Below are 15,896 nucleotides of genomic sequence, written 5' to 3' on the forward strand. Positions count from 1 at the left end.
CGATCTTGTCGCCCAGTCAGCCGAGGCGATCCCTCTGGAGGCACTGTGTCATCCCAGCCGTCACGTAGGTCCCTCCCTCTTCTCGCGGCCGTCGCGTCCATCGGACTGCTGGCCGCCACCACCGCCTGCTCCAGCACCGAGGCCAAGGGCGACGGTTCCACGATCTCGCTGGTGGAGGAGGGCAAGCTCACCACCTGCACCCACCTGCCGTACGCGCCGTTCCAGATGAAGAAGGGCGACAAGGTGGTCGGGTTCGACGTCGACGTCGTCGACCTGGTCGCCAAGGAGCTGGACGTCGAGCAGAAGGTCGTGGACACACCCTTCGAGGGAATCCAGACCGGTGAGGACCTCAACGCCAGCAAGTGCGACATCGCCGCGGCGGGGATGACGATCACCGACGTCCGGAAGAAGAACCTCGACTTCAGCAGCCCCTACTTCGAGGCGACCCAGGCTCTGATCGTCAAGAAGGACGAGGACTACAAGTCCCTCGGCGACCTCAAGGGCAAGAAGCTCGGCGTCCAGCAGTCCACCACCGGCGCGGAGTACGCGAAGAAGGAGGGCGACGGGGTCGAGACCGTCCAGTTCGAGGACCTCGCGCTGCTGCTGACCGCGGTCAAGACCGGCCAGGTGGATGCCGGCATCAACGACAACGGCGTGCTCTACGACTACGTCAAGGAGAACAAGGACACCAAGGTGACCGCCGAGTTCGACACCGGCGAGCAGTACGGCCTCGGCGTCCGCACCGGCAACGACGCGCTGCGCAAGAAGGTCAACAGCGTACTCAAGAAGGCCAAGTCGGACGGCAGCTACGACGAGATCTACAAGAAGTGGTTCGGCAAGGCCCCCGAGGAGTCCGCGAAGTGAATCGTCGCCTCCCCCGGCGCCAGCGGATCCGGCTGATCCGTACGGCGCAGTACGGCGTGCTCGTCCTGGTGGTCCTGGTGGTCGCGATGGCCGCGAACTGGGGCGAGATACAGCGCGCCTTCTTCGACGTCGAGGTCGCCAAGGAGCAGTTCCCGGAGATCGTCACCACCGCGCTGGGCAACACGATCATCTACACCGTGATCGGCTTCGCGTTCGGCCTCACCCTGGGACTGATCCTGGCGCTGATGCGGCTCTCCCAGGTGCCGCCGTACCGCTGGCTGGCGGTCGCCTACATCGAGTTCTTCCGGGGCGTCCCCGCACTGCTGGTCTTCATCGCCTTCGGCTACGGTGTCCCGCTGGCCTTCCAGGTGGCCATCAACCAGTACGTCACCGTGATGCTGGCCCTCGGCCTGGTCGGTGCCGCCTACATGGCGGAAACGATCCGCGCCGGCATCCAGGCGGTTCCCAAGGGCCAGATGGAGGCCGCACGCTCGCTGGGCATGTCCCAGCCGCGCGCGATGATCTCCATCGTCATCCCGCAGGCGTTCCGCATCGTGCTCCCGCCGCTGACCAACGAGCTGATCCTGCTGACCAAGGACTCCTCCCTGGTCTATCTGCTGGGGCTGTCGCTGGGGCAGTACGAGCTGGCCAAGTTCGGCCGGGACGCGCTCAACCAGCACCAGAGCATGACCCCGATCCTGATAGCCGGGCTGCTGTACCTGGTCATCACCCTCCCGCTGGGCCATCTGGTCCGCCGGCTGGAGGCCCGTACGGCGAAGGCCAGGTGAGAGAGACGATGGCAGCGTCCATAAAGAAGAAGGACGGCGGGCCCGGCACACCGGCGGAGTCCGGCGAGGCGATCCAGATCGAGGGACTGCACAAGTCCTTCGGTGATCTCGAGGTCCTCAAGGGCATCGACCTGAGCGTGAAGCGCGGTGAGGTCGTCTGTGTGATCGGCCCGTCCGGCTCCGGCAAGTCCACCCTGCTGCGCTGTGTGAACCTGCTGGAGGAGCCGACCTCCGGGAAGGTGAGCGTCGCCGGGACGGAGGTGACCGACCCGGATGTGGACATCGACCGGGTGCGGCGCGGGATCGGCATGGTCTTCCAGGCGTTCAACCTCTTCCCGCATCTGACGGTGCTGGAGAACCTGGGCATCGCCCAGCGGCGGGTCCTCGGCAGGGACAAGGAGCTGGCCGAGCGCACAGCCCGGCACAACCTGGAGCGGGTGGGCCTCACCGACAAGGAGGACGCCTACCCGGCGAAGCTCTCGGGTGGCCAGCAGCAGCGCGTGGCCATCGCACGGGCGCTGTCGATGGAGCCCGAGCTGATGCTCTTCGACGAGCCGACCTCCGCGCTCGACCCGGAGCTGGTCGGCGATGTGCTGGCGGTGATGCGGAAGCTGGCGAAGGAGGGGATGACGATGCTGGTCGTCACCCACGAGATGAGCTTCGCCCGGGAGGTCGCAGACCGGGTGGTGTTCATGGACGAGGGCGTCATCGTGGAGCAGGGGACGCCGGACCGCGTGGTCGGTGACCCGCAGCACCCGCGCACCCGCTCCTTCCTGGCCCGGGTGCTCGATCCGGCGGCGGCACAGCTTCCGGAGTAGCACGCCTCTCCGGGAGGCGGGAATCGCAGCGGCCGGTCCGGCCTGTCCGGACCGGCCGCCTTTTCGTCATGCCCGTTGACAAATTAGGATGCGGGCAGCATTCGCCGTTGCCGGCAGCATCCGCCACAGGGAAGAGGGGCGTGACGACCGATGGCCGTACCCGAGGGACCGCTCGTCGTAGGGATCGACAGCTCCACCCAGTCCGTCAAGGTCCTTGTCGTGGACGCGGCGACCGGCCAGGTCGTCGCGCGCGGCCAGGAACCGCACATGGTGACCTCCGGCCCAGGCCACGAATCGGACCCCGAGCAGTGGTGGGAGGCCCTGCGCGCCGCGCTCGACAGCTGCGGTGACGCCGTACGCAGAGCAGCCGCGGTCTCGGTCGCGGGCCAGCAGCACGGCCTGGTCACCCTGGGCGCGGACGGCCGCCCCGTACGCCCCGCACTGCTGTGGAACGACGTGCGCTCGGCGCCGCAACGGGACAGCCTGGTGGCGGAAATGGGCGGACCGCAGTGGTGGGCGGACCACATCGGCAGCGTGCCCGCGGCGGCCTTCACCGTGACCAAATGGGCCTGGCTGCGCGAGCACGAGCCGGACGCCGTGGCGGCGACCCGGGCGGTACGGCTGCCGCACGACTACCTCACCGGGCGGCTCACCGGCCAGGACCCGGCGCTCCACGGCGGCGCGGACCACGGCACCACGGACCGGGGCGACGCCTCCGGCACCGGCTGGTGGTCATCGCGGACCGGAGCGTACGACGAGAGGGTGCTCGAACACGTCGGGCTCTCCCCCGAGCTGCTGCCCCGGGTGCTCGGGCACGGCGAGGCGGCCGGCACCGTAGGAGACGGTCTGCCCCTGCCGACCGGCGCGCTCGTCGCCACCGGAACCGGCGACAACATGGCAGCGGCGCTCGGCCTGGGGCTCCGGCCCGGCAGCCCGGTGCTCAGCCTCGGCACCTCGGGCACCGTCTACGCCGTCTCCGGCAGCCGCCCGGCGGACCCGACCGGCACCGTCTCCGGATTCGCCGACGCGGGCACCGGCTGGCTGCCGCTCGCCTGCACCCTCAACTGCACGCTCGCCGTCGACCGCGTGGCCGCCCTGCTCGGGCTGGACCGCGAGGCGGTGGAGCCGGGGGGCAGCGTGACGATGCTGCCCTTCCTCGACGGCGAACGCACGCCCGATCTGCCGCACGCCTCCGGACTGCTGCACGGTCTGCGGCACGACACCAGCGGCGGCCAGGTGCTCCAGGCCGCCTACGACGGGGCGGTCTTCGCGCTGCTCCAGGCCCTCGACCAGGTTCTGGGCGGCCAGCGGGCGTCGGAGAGCGGAGGTACGGGCGCGGGCGGAGCAGTCGGCTCCGCCGCAGAGGCGGACTCGCCGATCCTGCTGATCGGCGGCGGCGCCCAGGGCACCGCCTGGCGGGAGACCGTACAGCGGCTCTCCGGCCGCCCGGTGCAGGTGCCGCGCGCCCGCGAACTCGTCGCGCTCGGCGCCGCCGCGCAGGCGGCGGGGCTGCTGCTGGGCGAGGACCCGGCCGCAGTGGCCCGGCGCTGGTCGACGGCGGCGGGCCCGGCCTACCCGGCGGTGCCGCGCGATGAGGCCGCCCTCGCCCGGCTGGAATCCTCGCTCACCGACGCGGACACACTGCTGCGCCGGCCGGTCTGAGGCACGCGTTGTCTCCACACCCCGCGGCGCCGGTCCCCAACTCGCAGCAGGAGATGCGGCGCCGCAACCTGTCGCGCGCGCTGTACGCCGTCGCCGGTGAAGGACCGGCCTCGCGAGCGTCGGTCGCGGCACACATCGGGCTTACCCGCGCGGCAGTCTCCACCCTCGTCGACGAACTGCTGCGTGCCGGACTGCTGGTGGAGCTCGGCCCGGGCCGCCCGGGCGGAGTGGGGCGTCCGGGCAGTCACTTGGCGCTCACCGACCGGGGCCCGTGCGGCATCGGAGCCGAGATCGGCGTCGACCGGCTCACCGTCTGCGCAGTGGACCTGCGGGGCGTTGTGCGCACCCGTACGACCGTGCCGGCGGCGAACCGTGCCAGCGACCCGGCAGCCGTGCTGGCCCGACTCGGCGAGCTGGTGGCCGGATCGGTGCGGGACGCCGATAGGGAAGGGCTGCGCCCGGCGGGACTGGCGCTCGCCGTGCCCGGCCTGGTCAAGCGCGACTCCACGACGGTGGTCCGGGCACCGAACCTCGGCTGGCAGGACACGGAAATCGCCGCGCTGCTGCCACTCCCCCACGGTCTTCCGCTCACCGTCGACAACGAGGCCAACTTCGGGGCGCTGGCCGAGCTCTGGCTCGGGGACGCCTCCGCACCGCGCGACTTCATCCATGTCTCCGCCCAGGTCGGCATCGGCGGCGCGATCGTGCTGGACGGCGATCTGCTCCGCGGCGCACGGGGGTTCGCCGGAGAACTGGGGCACGTGCCGGTCCGCCCCGGCGGCCGTCGATGTCCGTGCGGCGGACGCGGCTGCCTGGAGCAGTACGCGGGCGAGGAGGCGGTGCTGCGCGCCGCGGGCCTTCCGCACGGGGACCCGGGCGGCCGTACGGGCACGCTCGCCGACCGGGCGGTGGCCGGTGACGCCGCCATCGGGAGGGCGCTGCGCGGCGCCGGTACGGCCCTGGGCGTCGCGCTCGCGGGAGCGGTGAATCTTCTCGACCTGCGCGCGGTGGTGATGGGCGGCTCGCTGGCACGGCTCGCGCCCTGGCTGCTGCCCTCGCTGGAGAGCGAGTTGGCGGCTCGCACGGCGGCGCCGGACGCGGTGCCGGAGCTGCTGATCGCCCAAGCCGGGGATGACGGCCCGCTGTTGGGCGCGGCGCACGCTGCCGTACGCGCGGTGTTCGACGATCCGCTGCGGCACGGCGCGGCCCTGACTGCGTGAGCCGCACGCCGTAACGCGCTGTGCCTGCGGCGTCGTTGGGCCGGTGCCGCTGGGCTGGTGTCTTTTGTCCGGCGCCTTTGGTTGGCCCAATGGCAGGGCACGGCGGGCCTTGGCAGAGCCTCCTGGGAGGGCCACCATGGGAGACGCGTCAAGCTTGTCATGCTCGCGTCCCATTCCTACCCGCCCACCGGGAGCCTCGATGGACTCCGCACGACACGGCCGCATCCACCGACCCGCCCGACGGACCCTGTTGCGCGGCGGTGCGGCCCTCGGCCTCGCCGCCATGGCGGCGGCCGTGCCCGCCGCGGCAGCCACGGCACAGCCCCGCTCCCGTCCCGAGTGGGGCCGCCCCCGCGCCGAGTGGATCCCGGCCAATCCGGCCAACTACACCGTGAGCAACAGGCCTTCGTCGTATCCGGTGCAACTGGTCGTCGTCCACGTCACCCAGGAGACTTACGCCGACACGCTCGCCATCTTCCAGAATCCGGCCCGCAGCGTCTCGGCTCACTATGTCGTGCGTTCCGCGGACGGCCATCTCGCACAGATGGTCCGGGACAAGGACATCGGCTGGCACGCCGGGAACTGGAACTACAACACGCGCAGCATCGGCATCGAGCACGAGGGCTGGGTCGACCAGCCGGAGTGGTTCACGGACGCGATGTACCGGACCTCCGCCGCGCTGACCGCCGCGATCTGCGCGGAGCACGGCATCCATGTGAACCGCACCAACATCATCGGCCACCACGAGGTCCCCGGTGCGACACACACCGACCCCGGCCCGCTCTGGGACTGGGACCGCTATATGGGCCTGGTCCGCGCGGCGGGCGCCCGCGCCAGGTCGTAGCGACCTCAGCACCCGCGACGCACCGAGGGGACGTGTCCGTGGCGGCACGCCCCTCGGGAGCGGGCACTCGCAAGCCGTCAGGAGAAGGCGACCGGCTTCACCAGCAGACGGTCGGACGCGTGACCGCCGGGCCGGAATGTGCAGCTGCGGTAGCGCCAGGCAGGACGGGCGCCGCGCGGTGGAGCACGTGACGCGGGTGAGATGCTGGCCGGAACGAGTCGACCCCGGTCGTACGGAACCTCCCGTCGCCACGGCCGGACGTGCGTGAAGGAGCCCGGTGTCCCCACTCTTCCCGGCAGTGCGCGAAGCCGCGTCACAAACCGCGTCACAAACCGCGCCCCACACCGCGTCACGCCCCACGCTGCGCTTCGACGGGCGCGCCCTCGACTACGCGGAACTGGCCGGTGCCGCGAGCGCCCTGGCCGCCCGCATCGAGGGCGCGGGACGGGTGGCGCTCTGGGCCACCCCGGAGCTGGAGACCTGCGTCGGCGCCATGGCCGCCCTGCTGGCCGGAGTCCCCGCCGTACCGCTGAACCCGCGCACCGGCGGCCGGGAACTGGCACACATCCTCGCGGACAGCTCCCCCTCCACCGTGCTGGCCGCGCCCGGCGTACAACTGCCCGGAGCGCTCGCCACGTTGCCGGTCACGCAGATCGACGCCGACGCCCGCGCGACGGGGCCGCTGCCGCCGGAGCCCGCCGCCGGATCACCCGCCCTGATCGTCTACACCTCCGGCACCACCGGACCGCCCAAGGGCGTGGTGATCCCGCGCCGCGCGATCGCCGTCACGCTGGACGGCCTCGCGGACGCCTGGCAGTGGACCGCGGACGACGTGCTGGTCCACGCGCTGCCGCTGTTCCATGTGCACGGCCTGATCCTCGGTGTCCTGGGGCCGCTCCGCCGCGGCGGCGGCGTACGCCACCTGGGGCGCTTCAGTCCGGAGGCGGTGGCCGGCGAACTGGCGGGCGGCGGCTCGATGCTCTTCGGCGTACCGACGATGTACCACCGGCTCGCCGAGGCGGTGGAGAGCGAAGCGGCGGCGGGCGGGCAGCGGCCGCTTGCCGCCGCGCTGGCGGGCGCGCGCCTGCTGGTCTCCGGCTCGGCCGCGCTGCCGGTCCATGACCAGGAACGGCTGGCCCGTGCCACCGGCCGCCATGTCATCGAGCGCTACGGCATGACCGAGACGCTGATGAACACCAGCGTGCGCCTGGACGGACCGCAGCTCCGCCCCGGCAGCGTCGGGCCGCCACTGCCCGGGGTGGAGCTGCGCCTCGTCGACGAGGGGGACGAGCCGCTGAGCACGCCGGAGGAGGAGGCCGTCGGTGAGATCCAGGTGCGCGGCCCGAACCTGTTCACGGCGTACCTCAACCGGCCGGACGCGACGCGGGCCGCTTTCGCCGAGGGCGGATGGTTCCGGACGGGCGACATGGCCACCCGGGACGCCGACGGCTCGGTACGTATCGTCGGCCGCAAGGCAACCGACCTGATCAAGAGCGGTGGCTACAAGATCGGGGCGGGCGAGATCGAGAACGTCCTGCTGGAGCACCCGGGAGTCGCGGAGGCGGCGGTCACGGGTGAGCCGGACCAGGATCTGGGCGAACGCGTCGTGGCCTGGATCGTGCCCGCCGACGCCGCGCGGCCGCCCGGCGCAGCCGCCCTGGCCGACCACGTGTCGGCACAGCTCTCTCCGCACAAGCGCCCGCGCACCGTGCGCTTCCTGCGGGAGCTGCCCCGCAACGACATGGGCAAGATCATGAAGCGGGAGCTGGGCGCCTGACGGCCCCGGACGCCGCCCCCGACACCAGTCCCTCTCCGACGGCGAGACGGCGGTAGGACTCCAGCCGGTCGGCCGGGTCGTGGGTGTTGAGGGTCAGCAGGATCTCGTCGGCACCGGAGTCCCCGGCGAGCTGGTCCAGGGAAGCGGCCACCTCGTCCTCGGTCCCGTACAGCTGCGACTGCCGTGCCTCTTCGAAGTAGGTCCGCTCACGCTCGGACATCTCGTGCACGGGCGGCACCTCGGCCGCCGGTAGCAGCGGCGCGAAGACGCCGCGCGTCCGGGAGACCACCGTGGACCACGCCTCGGGGATCTGCAGCAGCTCGGCCCGCTCCCGCGTCGCGGCGACCGCGGCACTCGACGCCACGACGACGTACGGCGCCGCCGCCTGCGCGGAGGGACGGAAGCCGTCGCGGTAGCGGTCGATGGCGGCGTACATCCGCGTCTTGTCCCGCAACGCGCCGATGACCAGCGGCAGCCCGTGCGCCGCGGCGATGTCGGCACCGGAGCCGGTCGCCAGGACGAAGGCGGGCACCCGCAGCCCCTCCCCCGGTACGGCACGTACGCCGTGGCCGCCCGCGAAGTAGCCCAGCAGTTCGGCGAGCTGCGCCTCGAAACCGTCGGCCGCCTCCTTGCCCACTCCCAGCGCCCGCCGTACGCCGTCGGTGAAGCCGACCGAGCGGCCCAGCCCCATGTCGATGCGGCCGGGGAAGAGCGATTCGAGCACCCCGAACTGCTCGGCGACGACGAGCGGCGGATGGTTGGGCAGCATCACCCCGCCGGTGCCGATCCGGATGCGTTCGGTGGCCGCGGCGACCGCGGCGGCCAGCACGGTCGGGGCGGAGCCCGCGACTCCGGGCACGCCGTGGTGCTCGGAGACCCAGAAACGGTGGTAGCCGAGTTCCTCCGCCTCTCGCGCGAACCGCACGGTCGCACGCAGCGCTTCGGCCGGGGGCTGCCCGGCGCGGGTGAGCGAGCGGTCCAGCACGGACAGCCGCCACGGACGCCGACGCCCGGGTTCGGAGGTCCCGGACGCCTCGGGTGTCGCACGCGTCTCGCGTATCTCGGATGCCTCGGCTCCCAGCGGATTCATGCTCCGCTCAACACGCACGCCCGCACCCCGGATTCCCCGTCCCCCAAGCCCTCAGCCCCCGTCCCTCAGTCAGGGCCCGCTCAATCCCGTTCGGCCCCCCGCTCAAGCGCCCTCACCCTCCAGGAACCCGGCGTCATGGGCCAGCAGCGCGATCTGCACCCTGTTGTTCAGATCGAGCTTGGCGAGGATCCGTGAGACATGGGTTTTGACCGTGGGCACGCTCATGTGGAGCGAGCCCGCGATGTCGGCGTTGGACCCGCCGCGGCCCACGGCCACCGCGACCTCCCGCTCCCGTTCCGCGAGCGTGCCCAGCGCGGTGCGTGCGCGGACCTGCCGGGTGTCCCGCGAGGAGGCGGCGACATGCCGGATCAGGCGCCGGGTGACAGCGGGCGAGAGGACCGGCTCACCGGCGGCGACCCGGCGCACGGCGGTGACGATCTCGGCGGGCGGAGTGTCCTTGAGCAGGAACCCCGCGGCTCCGGCACGGAGCGCGCGCAGCACGTGCTCGTCCGCGTCGAAGGTGGTCAGGACGATGACCTCGGGCGCCCCGGGGCGCACGCGCAGCTTCTCGGTGGCGGTGAGTCCGTCGACCGTGGGCATCCGCAGGTCCATCAGGACGACGTGGGGCGCGGTCCGGTCGGTGAGCGGCAGCACCTCGGAGCCGTCGCCCGCCTCGCCCGCGATCTCGATGTCGTCGAGGCCGCCGAGCATCAGCCGCAGGCCCGCGCGCACGAGGGGATCGTCGTCAACGAGGAGCACACGGATGGTCATGGAGACACCGTAGTCAGGCCAGGGTCTTCGTATCCCTCCGGGCCGGAGCGGCGGGCGGCTCGGGGTCACGCGGCGGTGTCCAGGGCAGCCACCCGGTGAGCCGGAATCCGGCCCCGGCGCGGGTGTGCTCCAGCCGTCCGCCCGCCAGTTTCGCCCGCTCGGCCAGGCCGATGAGTCCCTGACCCGCTCCCGGAATACCTTCGTTTGACCCGGTGGCGGAGAGCGGGTTGCGCACCATCACCGTGAGGCCCTCGCGCGGCCCGCCGCTCACCGTCACGGTGACTTCCGCGTCCGGGGCGTGCTTGCGGGCGTTCGTCAGTCCCTCCTGCACGATGCGGTACGCCGTACGGCCCACCAGCCCCGGCGCCGCCGCCGGTTGTGTCACCTGCTGGTGCAGGGTGATCCGGGCGCCCGCGGCCCGGGACTCGTCCGCGAGCCGTTCCAGGTCGGCCAGGACGGGTTGCGGCCGGCCGCCGTCCTCGCACTCCCGCAGCACTCCCAGGATCTCCCGCATGTCCTCCAGCGCCTGGTGCGCGCTGTCCCGGATGACCCCGGCGGCCCGCTGGATCTCCGGCCGCGGTGCGCCGGGATTGAACTCCAGGGCGCCCGCGTGCACGCTCAGCAGCGAGAGGCGGTGGGCCAGTACGTCGTGCATCTCCCGTGCGATGTCCTCGCGCGCCTGCGCGCGGGCCTGGTCCGCCGCCTGTTCGGTGCGCTCGCGCCAGGTCGCGACGAGCTCGCGGCGCGAGCGGACGTAGAGGCCCCAGCCGAGTGTCGCGGCGAGCAGCGCGAAGTAGGTGAGGGCGGATTCGGTGGCCGGCGCCTCGGGATCGGGGCCGCTGGCCACGTACACCAGGGCCGGGGCGAGCCCCAGCGCGGCGACCCAGGCCGTGACGCGCAGCGGACGCCGGGTGGCGACGGTGAACAGGGCGACGAGGGTCGGCCCGGTCATGAAGTGCCCCAGCTTCCCGGACACCAGCAGGACCACGGCGAGCTGCACGGGCCAGCGCCGCCGCAGGAACAGCGCGGCGCAGCCCAGAGCGGCGGCCGACTGGTCGACGATCCGGGCGGTTTCCGACATGTTCCCGTCGGTCACCGCGGCGTCGGAGGTGAGGACGGAGAAGGCCGCAGCGCCCAGGAAGAGGCTGATGTCGGCGGTCCAGTCACGGATGGTGCGGCGCATAGTCCGTGAATGTACTTTCCGGCCCGTGCTCGTGGGTCCGTCGCGCCCGGATTCGGGACTTTCGGACGACATGGCGCGGGCAGATCCGCGACTTTGGTCGACGGGGTCGCGGCCGACGGCCGATGTGGCCGGTCCGCAGGGCTTTCTAGCCTCAAGCCATGAAGAGCCTGCTTGGATTTCTCAGCTTCATCCTCATCTCCCAGGGCCTCGGCGGCTTGTTGCACGAGCTGACCGGCGGCGCGTTCCATCTCTGGGGACTCGTCCACAAGACCGCGTTCCTGGAGGGCTTCGAGATCTATGTGAGTCTTCTGCTCGTCGTCCTGGGCGTGGCGGTCGGGACGGCGGCGGGCAGGGCTCGGGCCTGAGAAAGTGACTCCCCGGCCGCTTTCGGGGTTTCCGCAGGTAACCTCTTGACCAACACATTGGTCTATGCCAATCCTGTACGCCCACACCACCACCCCCCAGGTGGAATCTGGCAAGAGCCTCCTTGGAGGGGTAACCCATGCTCACTCGGTACAGCGCGAGACGGACGCGCCGCGCGCACAGAACGTCCCGCCGGCTTCTCGCCCTGGCCGTGGCGACAGCCCTCCTGAGCGGTTGCGGAGGCATTTCGGATGCGGACGACGAGACCAGGACGCTCGACGTCTGGCTGATGAAGGGCAGCCTGACCGACAGCTTCACGAACTCCTTCGTGCAGGACTTCGAGACGCGCAACCCCGGCGTGCAGGTGGAAATCACCGTCCAGGAGTGGCCCGGCATCAACAAGAAGGTCTCCAAGGCGCTCAAGTCGGGGGACGGACCGGATGTGATCGAGGCGGGCAACACGCAACTGGCGGAGTACGTCGATTCGGGCGGGGTGCGGAACTTCACCACCAGCGTCATCGACCTCGACGGGGACAACTGGATACCCGGCCTCAAGGAGTCCGGGCAGATCGACGGATACCAGTTCGGCATCCCCTTCTACGCCGCCAACCGCGTCGTCATCTACCGCACGGACATGTTCGAGGAAGCCGGAATCACCTCCCCGCCCAAGAACCGTGCCGAATGGCTGAAGGACACCGCAGAGCTCGACGCCGCCGAAGGCCGCCAGGGCATCTACCTGCCCGGCCAGAACTGGTACGTGCTCGCGGGCTTCGTCTGGGACGAGGGAGGCGAGCTGGCCACCGAGCTCAGCGGTCAGTGGACCGGCTCTCTGGACACTCCGGCGGCGCGGCGCGGCATGGAGTTCTTCGAGAAGCTCCACGCCCTCAGCGACGCACGGTCTGACGCCGACGAGTCGAAGCCCAACGAGCTGGATGTGTTCGCCAAGGGCGACATCGCCCAGCTCATCGCCACGCCCGGCTCCGCGAAGCTGATCACGGACGCCAATCCAACGCTCCAGGGCAAGCTGGGCTTCTTCCCCGTCCCGGGCAAGAAGAGCGGCGAGCCGGGAGCGGTCTTCACCGGCGGCTCGGTGCTGATCATGCCGGAGAAGAGCGACCGGAAGGACGAGGGGTACGAGTTCGTCAAGCTGCTCACCGGTGACGCCTGGCAGAAGCGGCTCGCCCAGACGATGAGCTACGTACCCAACAAGTCCACCCTCGCCGGTGCGCTGAAGGACGAGCCGGGTGCCGCCGCGATGGCCGAGGCCGCGGCGAACGGGCATGCGACCCCGGCCTCTCCGCACTGGGGCAACCTGGAGGCCGACAACCCCGTCAAGGAGTTCCAGACGGCGGTGCTGAACGGAGCCGACCCCAAGGAGGCGGCCCGCACGGCGACGGACAAGATCACCAGACTGCTCAGCGGCTCCCCGAGGTAGCTCCCAAGGGCTCCACGGGGTAACTGCCGAGGCGGCCGCGACCCCTGACGGGCCGCCGACGGCATGTGCTGCACCCCTCGGGAGGTGCGCGGTGGTACGCATGCCCCCATGGAGTGGTTCGAGGCGTCCGATGCCTGGCTGAGCCGCGTGCTGGTGCAGCGGGCGCTGGCCGGCGTGTACATCATCGCGTTCGTGACCGCCGCACTGCAGTTCCGGCCGCTCGCGGGCGCGTCGGGGCTGCTGCCGGTGCCCCGCCTTCTGCGCCACATCACCTTCCAGGCAGCGCCCAGTGTCTTCCACTGGCACTACTCCGACAGGTTCTTCGGCGTCGTCGCCTGGTCCGGAGCGGGACTCGCCGTCGCCCTCGCGGCGGGTGCCGCCGATCTGCTGCCCCTGTGGGGCGCGATGCTCATGTGGGCGGTGCTGTGGGCGCTCTACCTCTCGATCGTCAATGTCGGTCAGCTCTGGTACGCCTTCGGCTGGGAGTCGCTGCTGCTGGAAGCGGGCTTTCTGGCGATCTTCCTGGGCAACGAACGGACCGCGCCACCCGTCCTGATGCTGTGGCTGCTGCGCTGGCTGCTCTTCCGCGTGGAGTTCGGGGCCGGGCTCATCAAGTGGCGCGGCGACCCCTGCTGGCGCGACCTGACCTGCCTGTACTACCACCACGAGACGCAGCCGATGCCCGGCCCGCTGAGCTGGTACTTCCACCGGCTGCCCAAGCCCCTGCACCGGATCGAGGCGGCGGCCAACCACCTGACCCAACTGCTTGTACCGATCGCCCTCTTCCTCCCCCAGCCGGTGGCGGGCATCGCCGCCGCCGTCATGATCGTCACCCAGCTGTGGCTGGTGCTGTCCGGCAACTTCGCCTGGCTCAACTGGCTGACGATCGCTCTCGCCCTCTCCGCCCTCGACACCGGCGCGGTCACCGAGCCGCGCACGTACGACGCCGTGCCCCTCTGGTACGTGGTGCTGGTGTGCGCCGTCACCGGCCTGGTCGCGGTGCTCAGCTACCGGCCCGTACGCAACCTGCTGAGCTCGGGGCAGCAGATGAACCGCTCCTTCGACGCGCTGCATCTCGTGAACACCTACGGCGCGTTCGGCAGCGTCACCCGGTTGCGGCACGAGGTCGTCATCGAGGGCACCGACGCCACCACGCCCGGTGAGGAAGCGGTGTGGCAGGAGTACGAGTTCCCGGGCAAACCCGGTGATGTACGGCGGCGGCCGCCCCAGTTCGCTCCCTGCCATCTGCGGCTGGACTGGCAGCTGTGGTTCGCTGCGCTCTCCCCGGCACGCGCCGTCGGCTGGCTCACCCCGCTTGTCGACAAGCTGCTGGTGAACGACGCCCCGACACTGCGGCTGCTGCGGCACAATCCGTTCCCCCGCACACCGCCCGTGCACGTACGGGTACTGCTCTACCGCTACCGCTTCACCACCCGTGGGGAGCGGCGGGAGACGGGTGCCTGGTGGCATCGCACACTGATCGGCGAGCTGCTCCCGCCGGTCGCCGGGCCGAGCCCGGCGGACCGGATCTGACGGCTCGGTGACGTCTGCCCGGCGCCCTGCGGAAAACGGCACGCGGCGGCCTACGGTGAGGCGGTGAGAGCAATCCGACCCTCCCGGCCGGCCCGTCCCGCCCGATCCGCGCAGCCGCCCCGCGCCAGCAGGTTCAGCCGGTTCGGGCGCGCCTCCCCCGCGGCGCGCTCGACGCGGCGGGATCTGTACGCGGCGACCGCCGCGGCGCTGCTCTTCGCAGCGGCTGTGGTGATCGGACGCTCGATCGAGGATCACCAGGACACCCTGAGCCTGCGCTGGCCGCCGATGTACGCCTACTGGCTGCCGCATCTGGGCCCGGGCACCCCGGCGGCGCTGGCCGTCGCCGTGCTCGTCGTGGCGTACGGGCCGACGCTGGCCTTCCGGCTGCGGTGGCGCGTACTGCTGCCCGTCGCCTGGGGTGCCTCGATGGCCTGGATCTGGTCGCTGGCACTGATCGACGGCTGGCACCGGGGCGTGGCCGAGCGGCTGACCACCAGATACGAGTATCTGCAGTCGGTCGACAGGATCCGGGAGACCGGGGTCGGCACCACCCTGCGCACCTTCACCGACTACATCCTGCTGGGCCCCGACAACTGGCCCGCCCATGTCGCCGGGCATCCGCCGGGTGCGGTACTCACCTTCGTGGGGCTGGACTGGGTCGGACTGGAGGGTGGAGCGTGGGCCGCCGCCTGGTGCATCACCCTCGCCTCCTCCGCAGCCGTGGCGGTGCTGGTGGCGCTGCGGGCGCTGTGCGGGGAGGAGACCGCGCGGCGCGCGGCGCCGTTCGTCGTACTGGCGCCGGCAGCCGTCTGGCTCGGCGTGTCGGGCGACGGCTACTTCGCCGCGGTCAGCGCCTGGGCGGTCGCGCTGCTGGCGCTGGCGGCCACCCGAGCCGTGCGCGCCCCGCGCGCGGCGGCGCTGGGCTGCGGGCTGCTGTTCGGGCTCACCTGCTATCTGTCCTACGGGCTGGTGCTGATGGGGGTGGTGTGCCTCGGGGTGCTGGCGGCGGCACGCACGCTCCGGCCCGTGCCGTATGTGCTGCTGGGCATGGCGCCGTGGTTCGCGCTCTTCACCGCCGCCGGATTCTGGTGGTTCGACGGCTACTTCACGCTGGTGGAGCGGTACTACCAGGGCGCGGCGGAGATCCGCCCGTACGAGTACTTCGTCTGGGCGAATCTCGCCGTCAACGTCGCGGTGGTCGGACTGGCGGTGGCCGCCGGGCTGCGGCGCACCTCGGTGGCGCTGCCGTCCGCACTGCGCGGGCTGCGGCACGCCCCGGCATCAGGCGAAGCGGCACTCGTCCTGCTGGTGACGGCGGCCGTGTGCGCCGTACTGACGGCCGATCTGTCGGGGATGAGCAAGGCGGAGACGGAGCGGATCTGGCTTCCCTTCACCCTCTGGCTGCTCCCGGCGGCGGCGCTGCTGCCCCGGCGCGGAAGCCGCTGGTGGCTGGGTGCCCAGGCGGCGCTGGCGCTGACCGTGAACCATCTGGTGATCACCGGCTGGTGAACACCAGAGGGCCCGTGCGCCGCGGGCGGAAATGATCTG

Annotated in this window: 14 protein-coding genes; 11 read left to right on the forward strand and 3 right to left on the reverse strand. The window is 71.6% G+C overall.

The features are described from left to right. Positions 1-45: 45 nt before the first annotated feature. From LHJ74_RS16515 to LHJ74_RS16545, 7 genes are all read left to right on the forward strand, one after another. Positions 46-864, forward strand: a complete 819-nt coding sequence (locus LHJ74_RS16515) for a transporter substrate-binding domain-containing protein (RefSeq protein ID WP_260218800.1) — start codon at positions 46-48, stop codon at positions 862-864. Continuing rightward, positions 861-1,652, forward strand: coding sequence for an amino acid ABC transporter permease (locus LHJ74_RS16520; RefSeq protein ID WP_260218801.1), 792 nt, complete (start codon positions 861-863; stop codon positions 1,650-1,652). Before LHJ74_RS16515 ends, LHJ74_RS16520 begins: the two co-directional genes overlap by 4 nt. 8 nt (positions 1,653-1,660) lie before the next feature. Further along, positions 1,661-2,470 carry an amino acid ABC transporter ATP-binding protein gene (locus LHJ74_RS16525; protein WP_260218802.1) on the forward strand — a complete coding sequence of 270 codons (810 nt, stop codon included), beginning with the start codon at positions 1,661-1,663 and terminating at the stop codon, positions 2,468-2,470. Positions 2,471-2,620: 150 nt separating this feature from the next. Then, positions 2,621-4,132, forward strand: a complete 1,512-nt coding sequence (gene xylB, locus LHJ74_RS16530; RefSeq protein WP_260218803.1) for a xylulokinase — start codon at positions 2,621-2,623, stop codon at positions 4,130-4,132. 53 nt (positions 4,133-4,185) lie between these two features. Beyond that, positions 4,186-5,352, forward strand: a complete 1,167-nt coding sequence (locus LHJ74_RS16535) for an ROK family transcriptional regulator (RefSeq protein WP_260219032.1) — start codon at positions 4,186-4,188, stop codon at positions 5,350-5,352. A 199-nt stretch (positions 5,353-5,551) separates the two neighbouring features. After that, positions 5,552-6,196, forward strand: a complete 645-nt coding sequence (locus LHJ74_RS16540; RefSeq protein ID WP_260218804.1) for an N-acetylmuramoyl-L-alanine amidase — start codon at positions 5,552-5,554, stop codon at positions 6,194-6,196. 277 nt (positions 6,197-6,473) lie between these two features. Beyond that, a complete protein-coding gene (locus LHJ74_RS16545; protein ID WP_375546763.1) occupies positions 6,474-7,973 on the forward strand; it encodes an acyl-CoA synthetase in 1,500 nt (499 codons plus the stop codon). Here LHJ74_RS16545 and LHJ74_RS16550 read toward each other — a convergent pair. The 3 genes from LHJ74_RS16550 to LHJ74_RS16560 form a co-directional block, all read right to left on the reverse strand. Continuing rightward, the gene (locus LHJ74_RS16550; protein ID WP_260218805.1) at positions 7,948-9,063 is read right to left on the reverse strand and encodes an MsnO8 family LLM class oxidoreductase; all 1,116 of its coding nucleotides are present in this window, start codon (positions 9,061-9,063) and stop codon (positions 7,948-7,950) included. The two genes, LHJ74_RS16545 and LHJ74_RS16550, sit on opposite strands and share 26 nt — an antisense overlap. A 102-nt stretch (positions 9,064-9,165) precedes the next feature. Next, positions 9,166-9,834, reverse strand: a complete 669-nt coding sequence (locus LHJ74_RS16555) for a response regulator (RefSeq protein WP_260218806.1) — start codon at positions 9,832-9,834, stop codon at positions 9,166-9,168. A gap of 13 nt (positions 9,835-9,847) precedes the next feature. After that, positions 9,848-11,017, reverse strand: coding sequence for a sensor histidine kinase (locus LHJ74_RS16560; RefSeq protein ID WP_260218807.1), 1,170 nt, complete (start codon positions 11,015-11,017; stop codon positions 9,848-9,850). Positions 11,018-11,175: 158 nt separating this feature from the next. Here LHJ74_RS16560 and LHJ74_RS16565 point away from each other — a divergent pair, with 158 nt between their 5' ends. From LHJ74_RS16565 to LHJ74_RS16580, 4 genes are all read left to right on the forward strand, one after another. Continuing rightward, positions 11,176-11,382, forward strand: coding sequence for a hypothetical protein (locus LHJ74_RS16565; RefSeq protein ID WP_260218808.1), 207 nt, complete (start codon positions 11,176-11,178; stop codon positions 11,380-11,382). Between the two features lie 137 nt (positions 11,383-11,519). After that, entirely contained in the window at positions 11,520-12,815 is a 1,296-nt protein-coding gene (locus tag LHJ74_RS16570) for an extracellular solute-binding protein (protein WP_260218809.1), read from the forward strand. A gap of 108 nt (positions 12,816-12,923) precedes the next feature. Then, positions 12,924-14,348 (forward strand): lipase maturation factor family protein, encoded by a 1,425-nt coding sequence (locus LHJ74_RS16575; protein ID WP_260218810.1) that lies wholly within the window; start codon positions 12,924-12,926, stop codon positions 14,346-14,348. 183 nt (positions 14,349-14,531) lie between these two features. Further along, positions 14,532-15,857: a hypothetical protein gene (locus LHJ74_RS16580; RefSeq protein WP_260219034.1), complete on the forward strand. Its 1,326-nt coding sequence runs from the start codon at positions 14,532-14,534 to the stop codon at positions 15,855-15,857. Positions 15,858-15,896 lie beyond the last annotated feature (39 nt).

The organism is Streptomyces gossypii (genome assembly GCF_025165795.1).
Classification (GTDB): domain Bacteria; phylum Actinomycetota; class Actinomycetes; order Streptomycetales; family Streptomycetaceae; genus Streptomyces; species Streptomyces gossypii.

Excerpts from the sequence above, each read along its gene's own strand:
- LHJ74_RS16525 (WP_260218802.1), top strand. The coding sequence starts at position 1,661 with ATGGCAGCGTCCATAAAGAAGAAGGACGGCGGGCCCGGCACACCGGCG.
- LHJ74_RS16550 (WP_260218805.1), bottom strand. The coding sequence starts at position 9,063 with ATGAATCCGCTGGGAGCCGAGGCATCCGAGATACGCGAGACGCGTGCG.
- LHJ74_RS16570 (WP_260218809.1), top strand. The coding sequence starts at position 11,520 with ATGCTCACTCGGTACAGCGCGAGACGGACGCGCCGCGCGCACAGAACG.
- LHJ74_RS16540 (WP_260218804.1), top strand. The coding sequence starts at position 5,552 with ATGGACTCCGCACGACACGGCCGCATCCACCGACCCGCCCGACGGACC.
- xylB (WP_260218803.1), top strand. The coding sequence starts at position 2,621 with ATGGCCGTACCCGAGGGACCGCTCGTCGTAGGGATCGACAGCTCCACC.
- LHJ74_RS16555 (WP_260218806.1), bottom strand. The coding sequence starts at position 9,834 with ATGACCATCCGTGTGCTCCTCGTTGACGACGATCCCCTCGTGCGCGCG.
- LHJ74_RS16560 (WP_260218807.1), bottom strand. The coding sequence starts at position 11,017 with ATGCGCCGCACCATCCGTGACTGGACCGCCGACATCAGCCTCTTCCTG.
- LHJ74_RS16535 (WP_260219032.1), top strand. The coding sequence starts at position 4,186 with ATGCGGCGCCGCAACCTGTCGCGCGCGCTGTACGCCGTCGCCGGTGAA.
- LHJ74_RS16575 (WP_260218810.1), top strand. The coding sequence starts at position 12,924 with ATGGAGTGGTTCGAGGCGTCCGATGCCTGGCTGAGCCGCGTGCTGGTG.
- LHJ74_RS16565 (WP_260218808.1), top strand. The coding sequence starts at position 11,176 with ATGAAGAGCCTGCTTGGATTTCTCAGCTTCATCCTCATCTCCCAGGGC.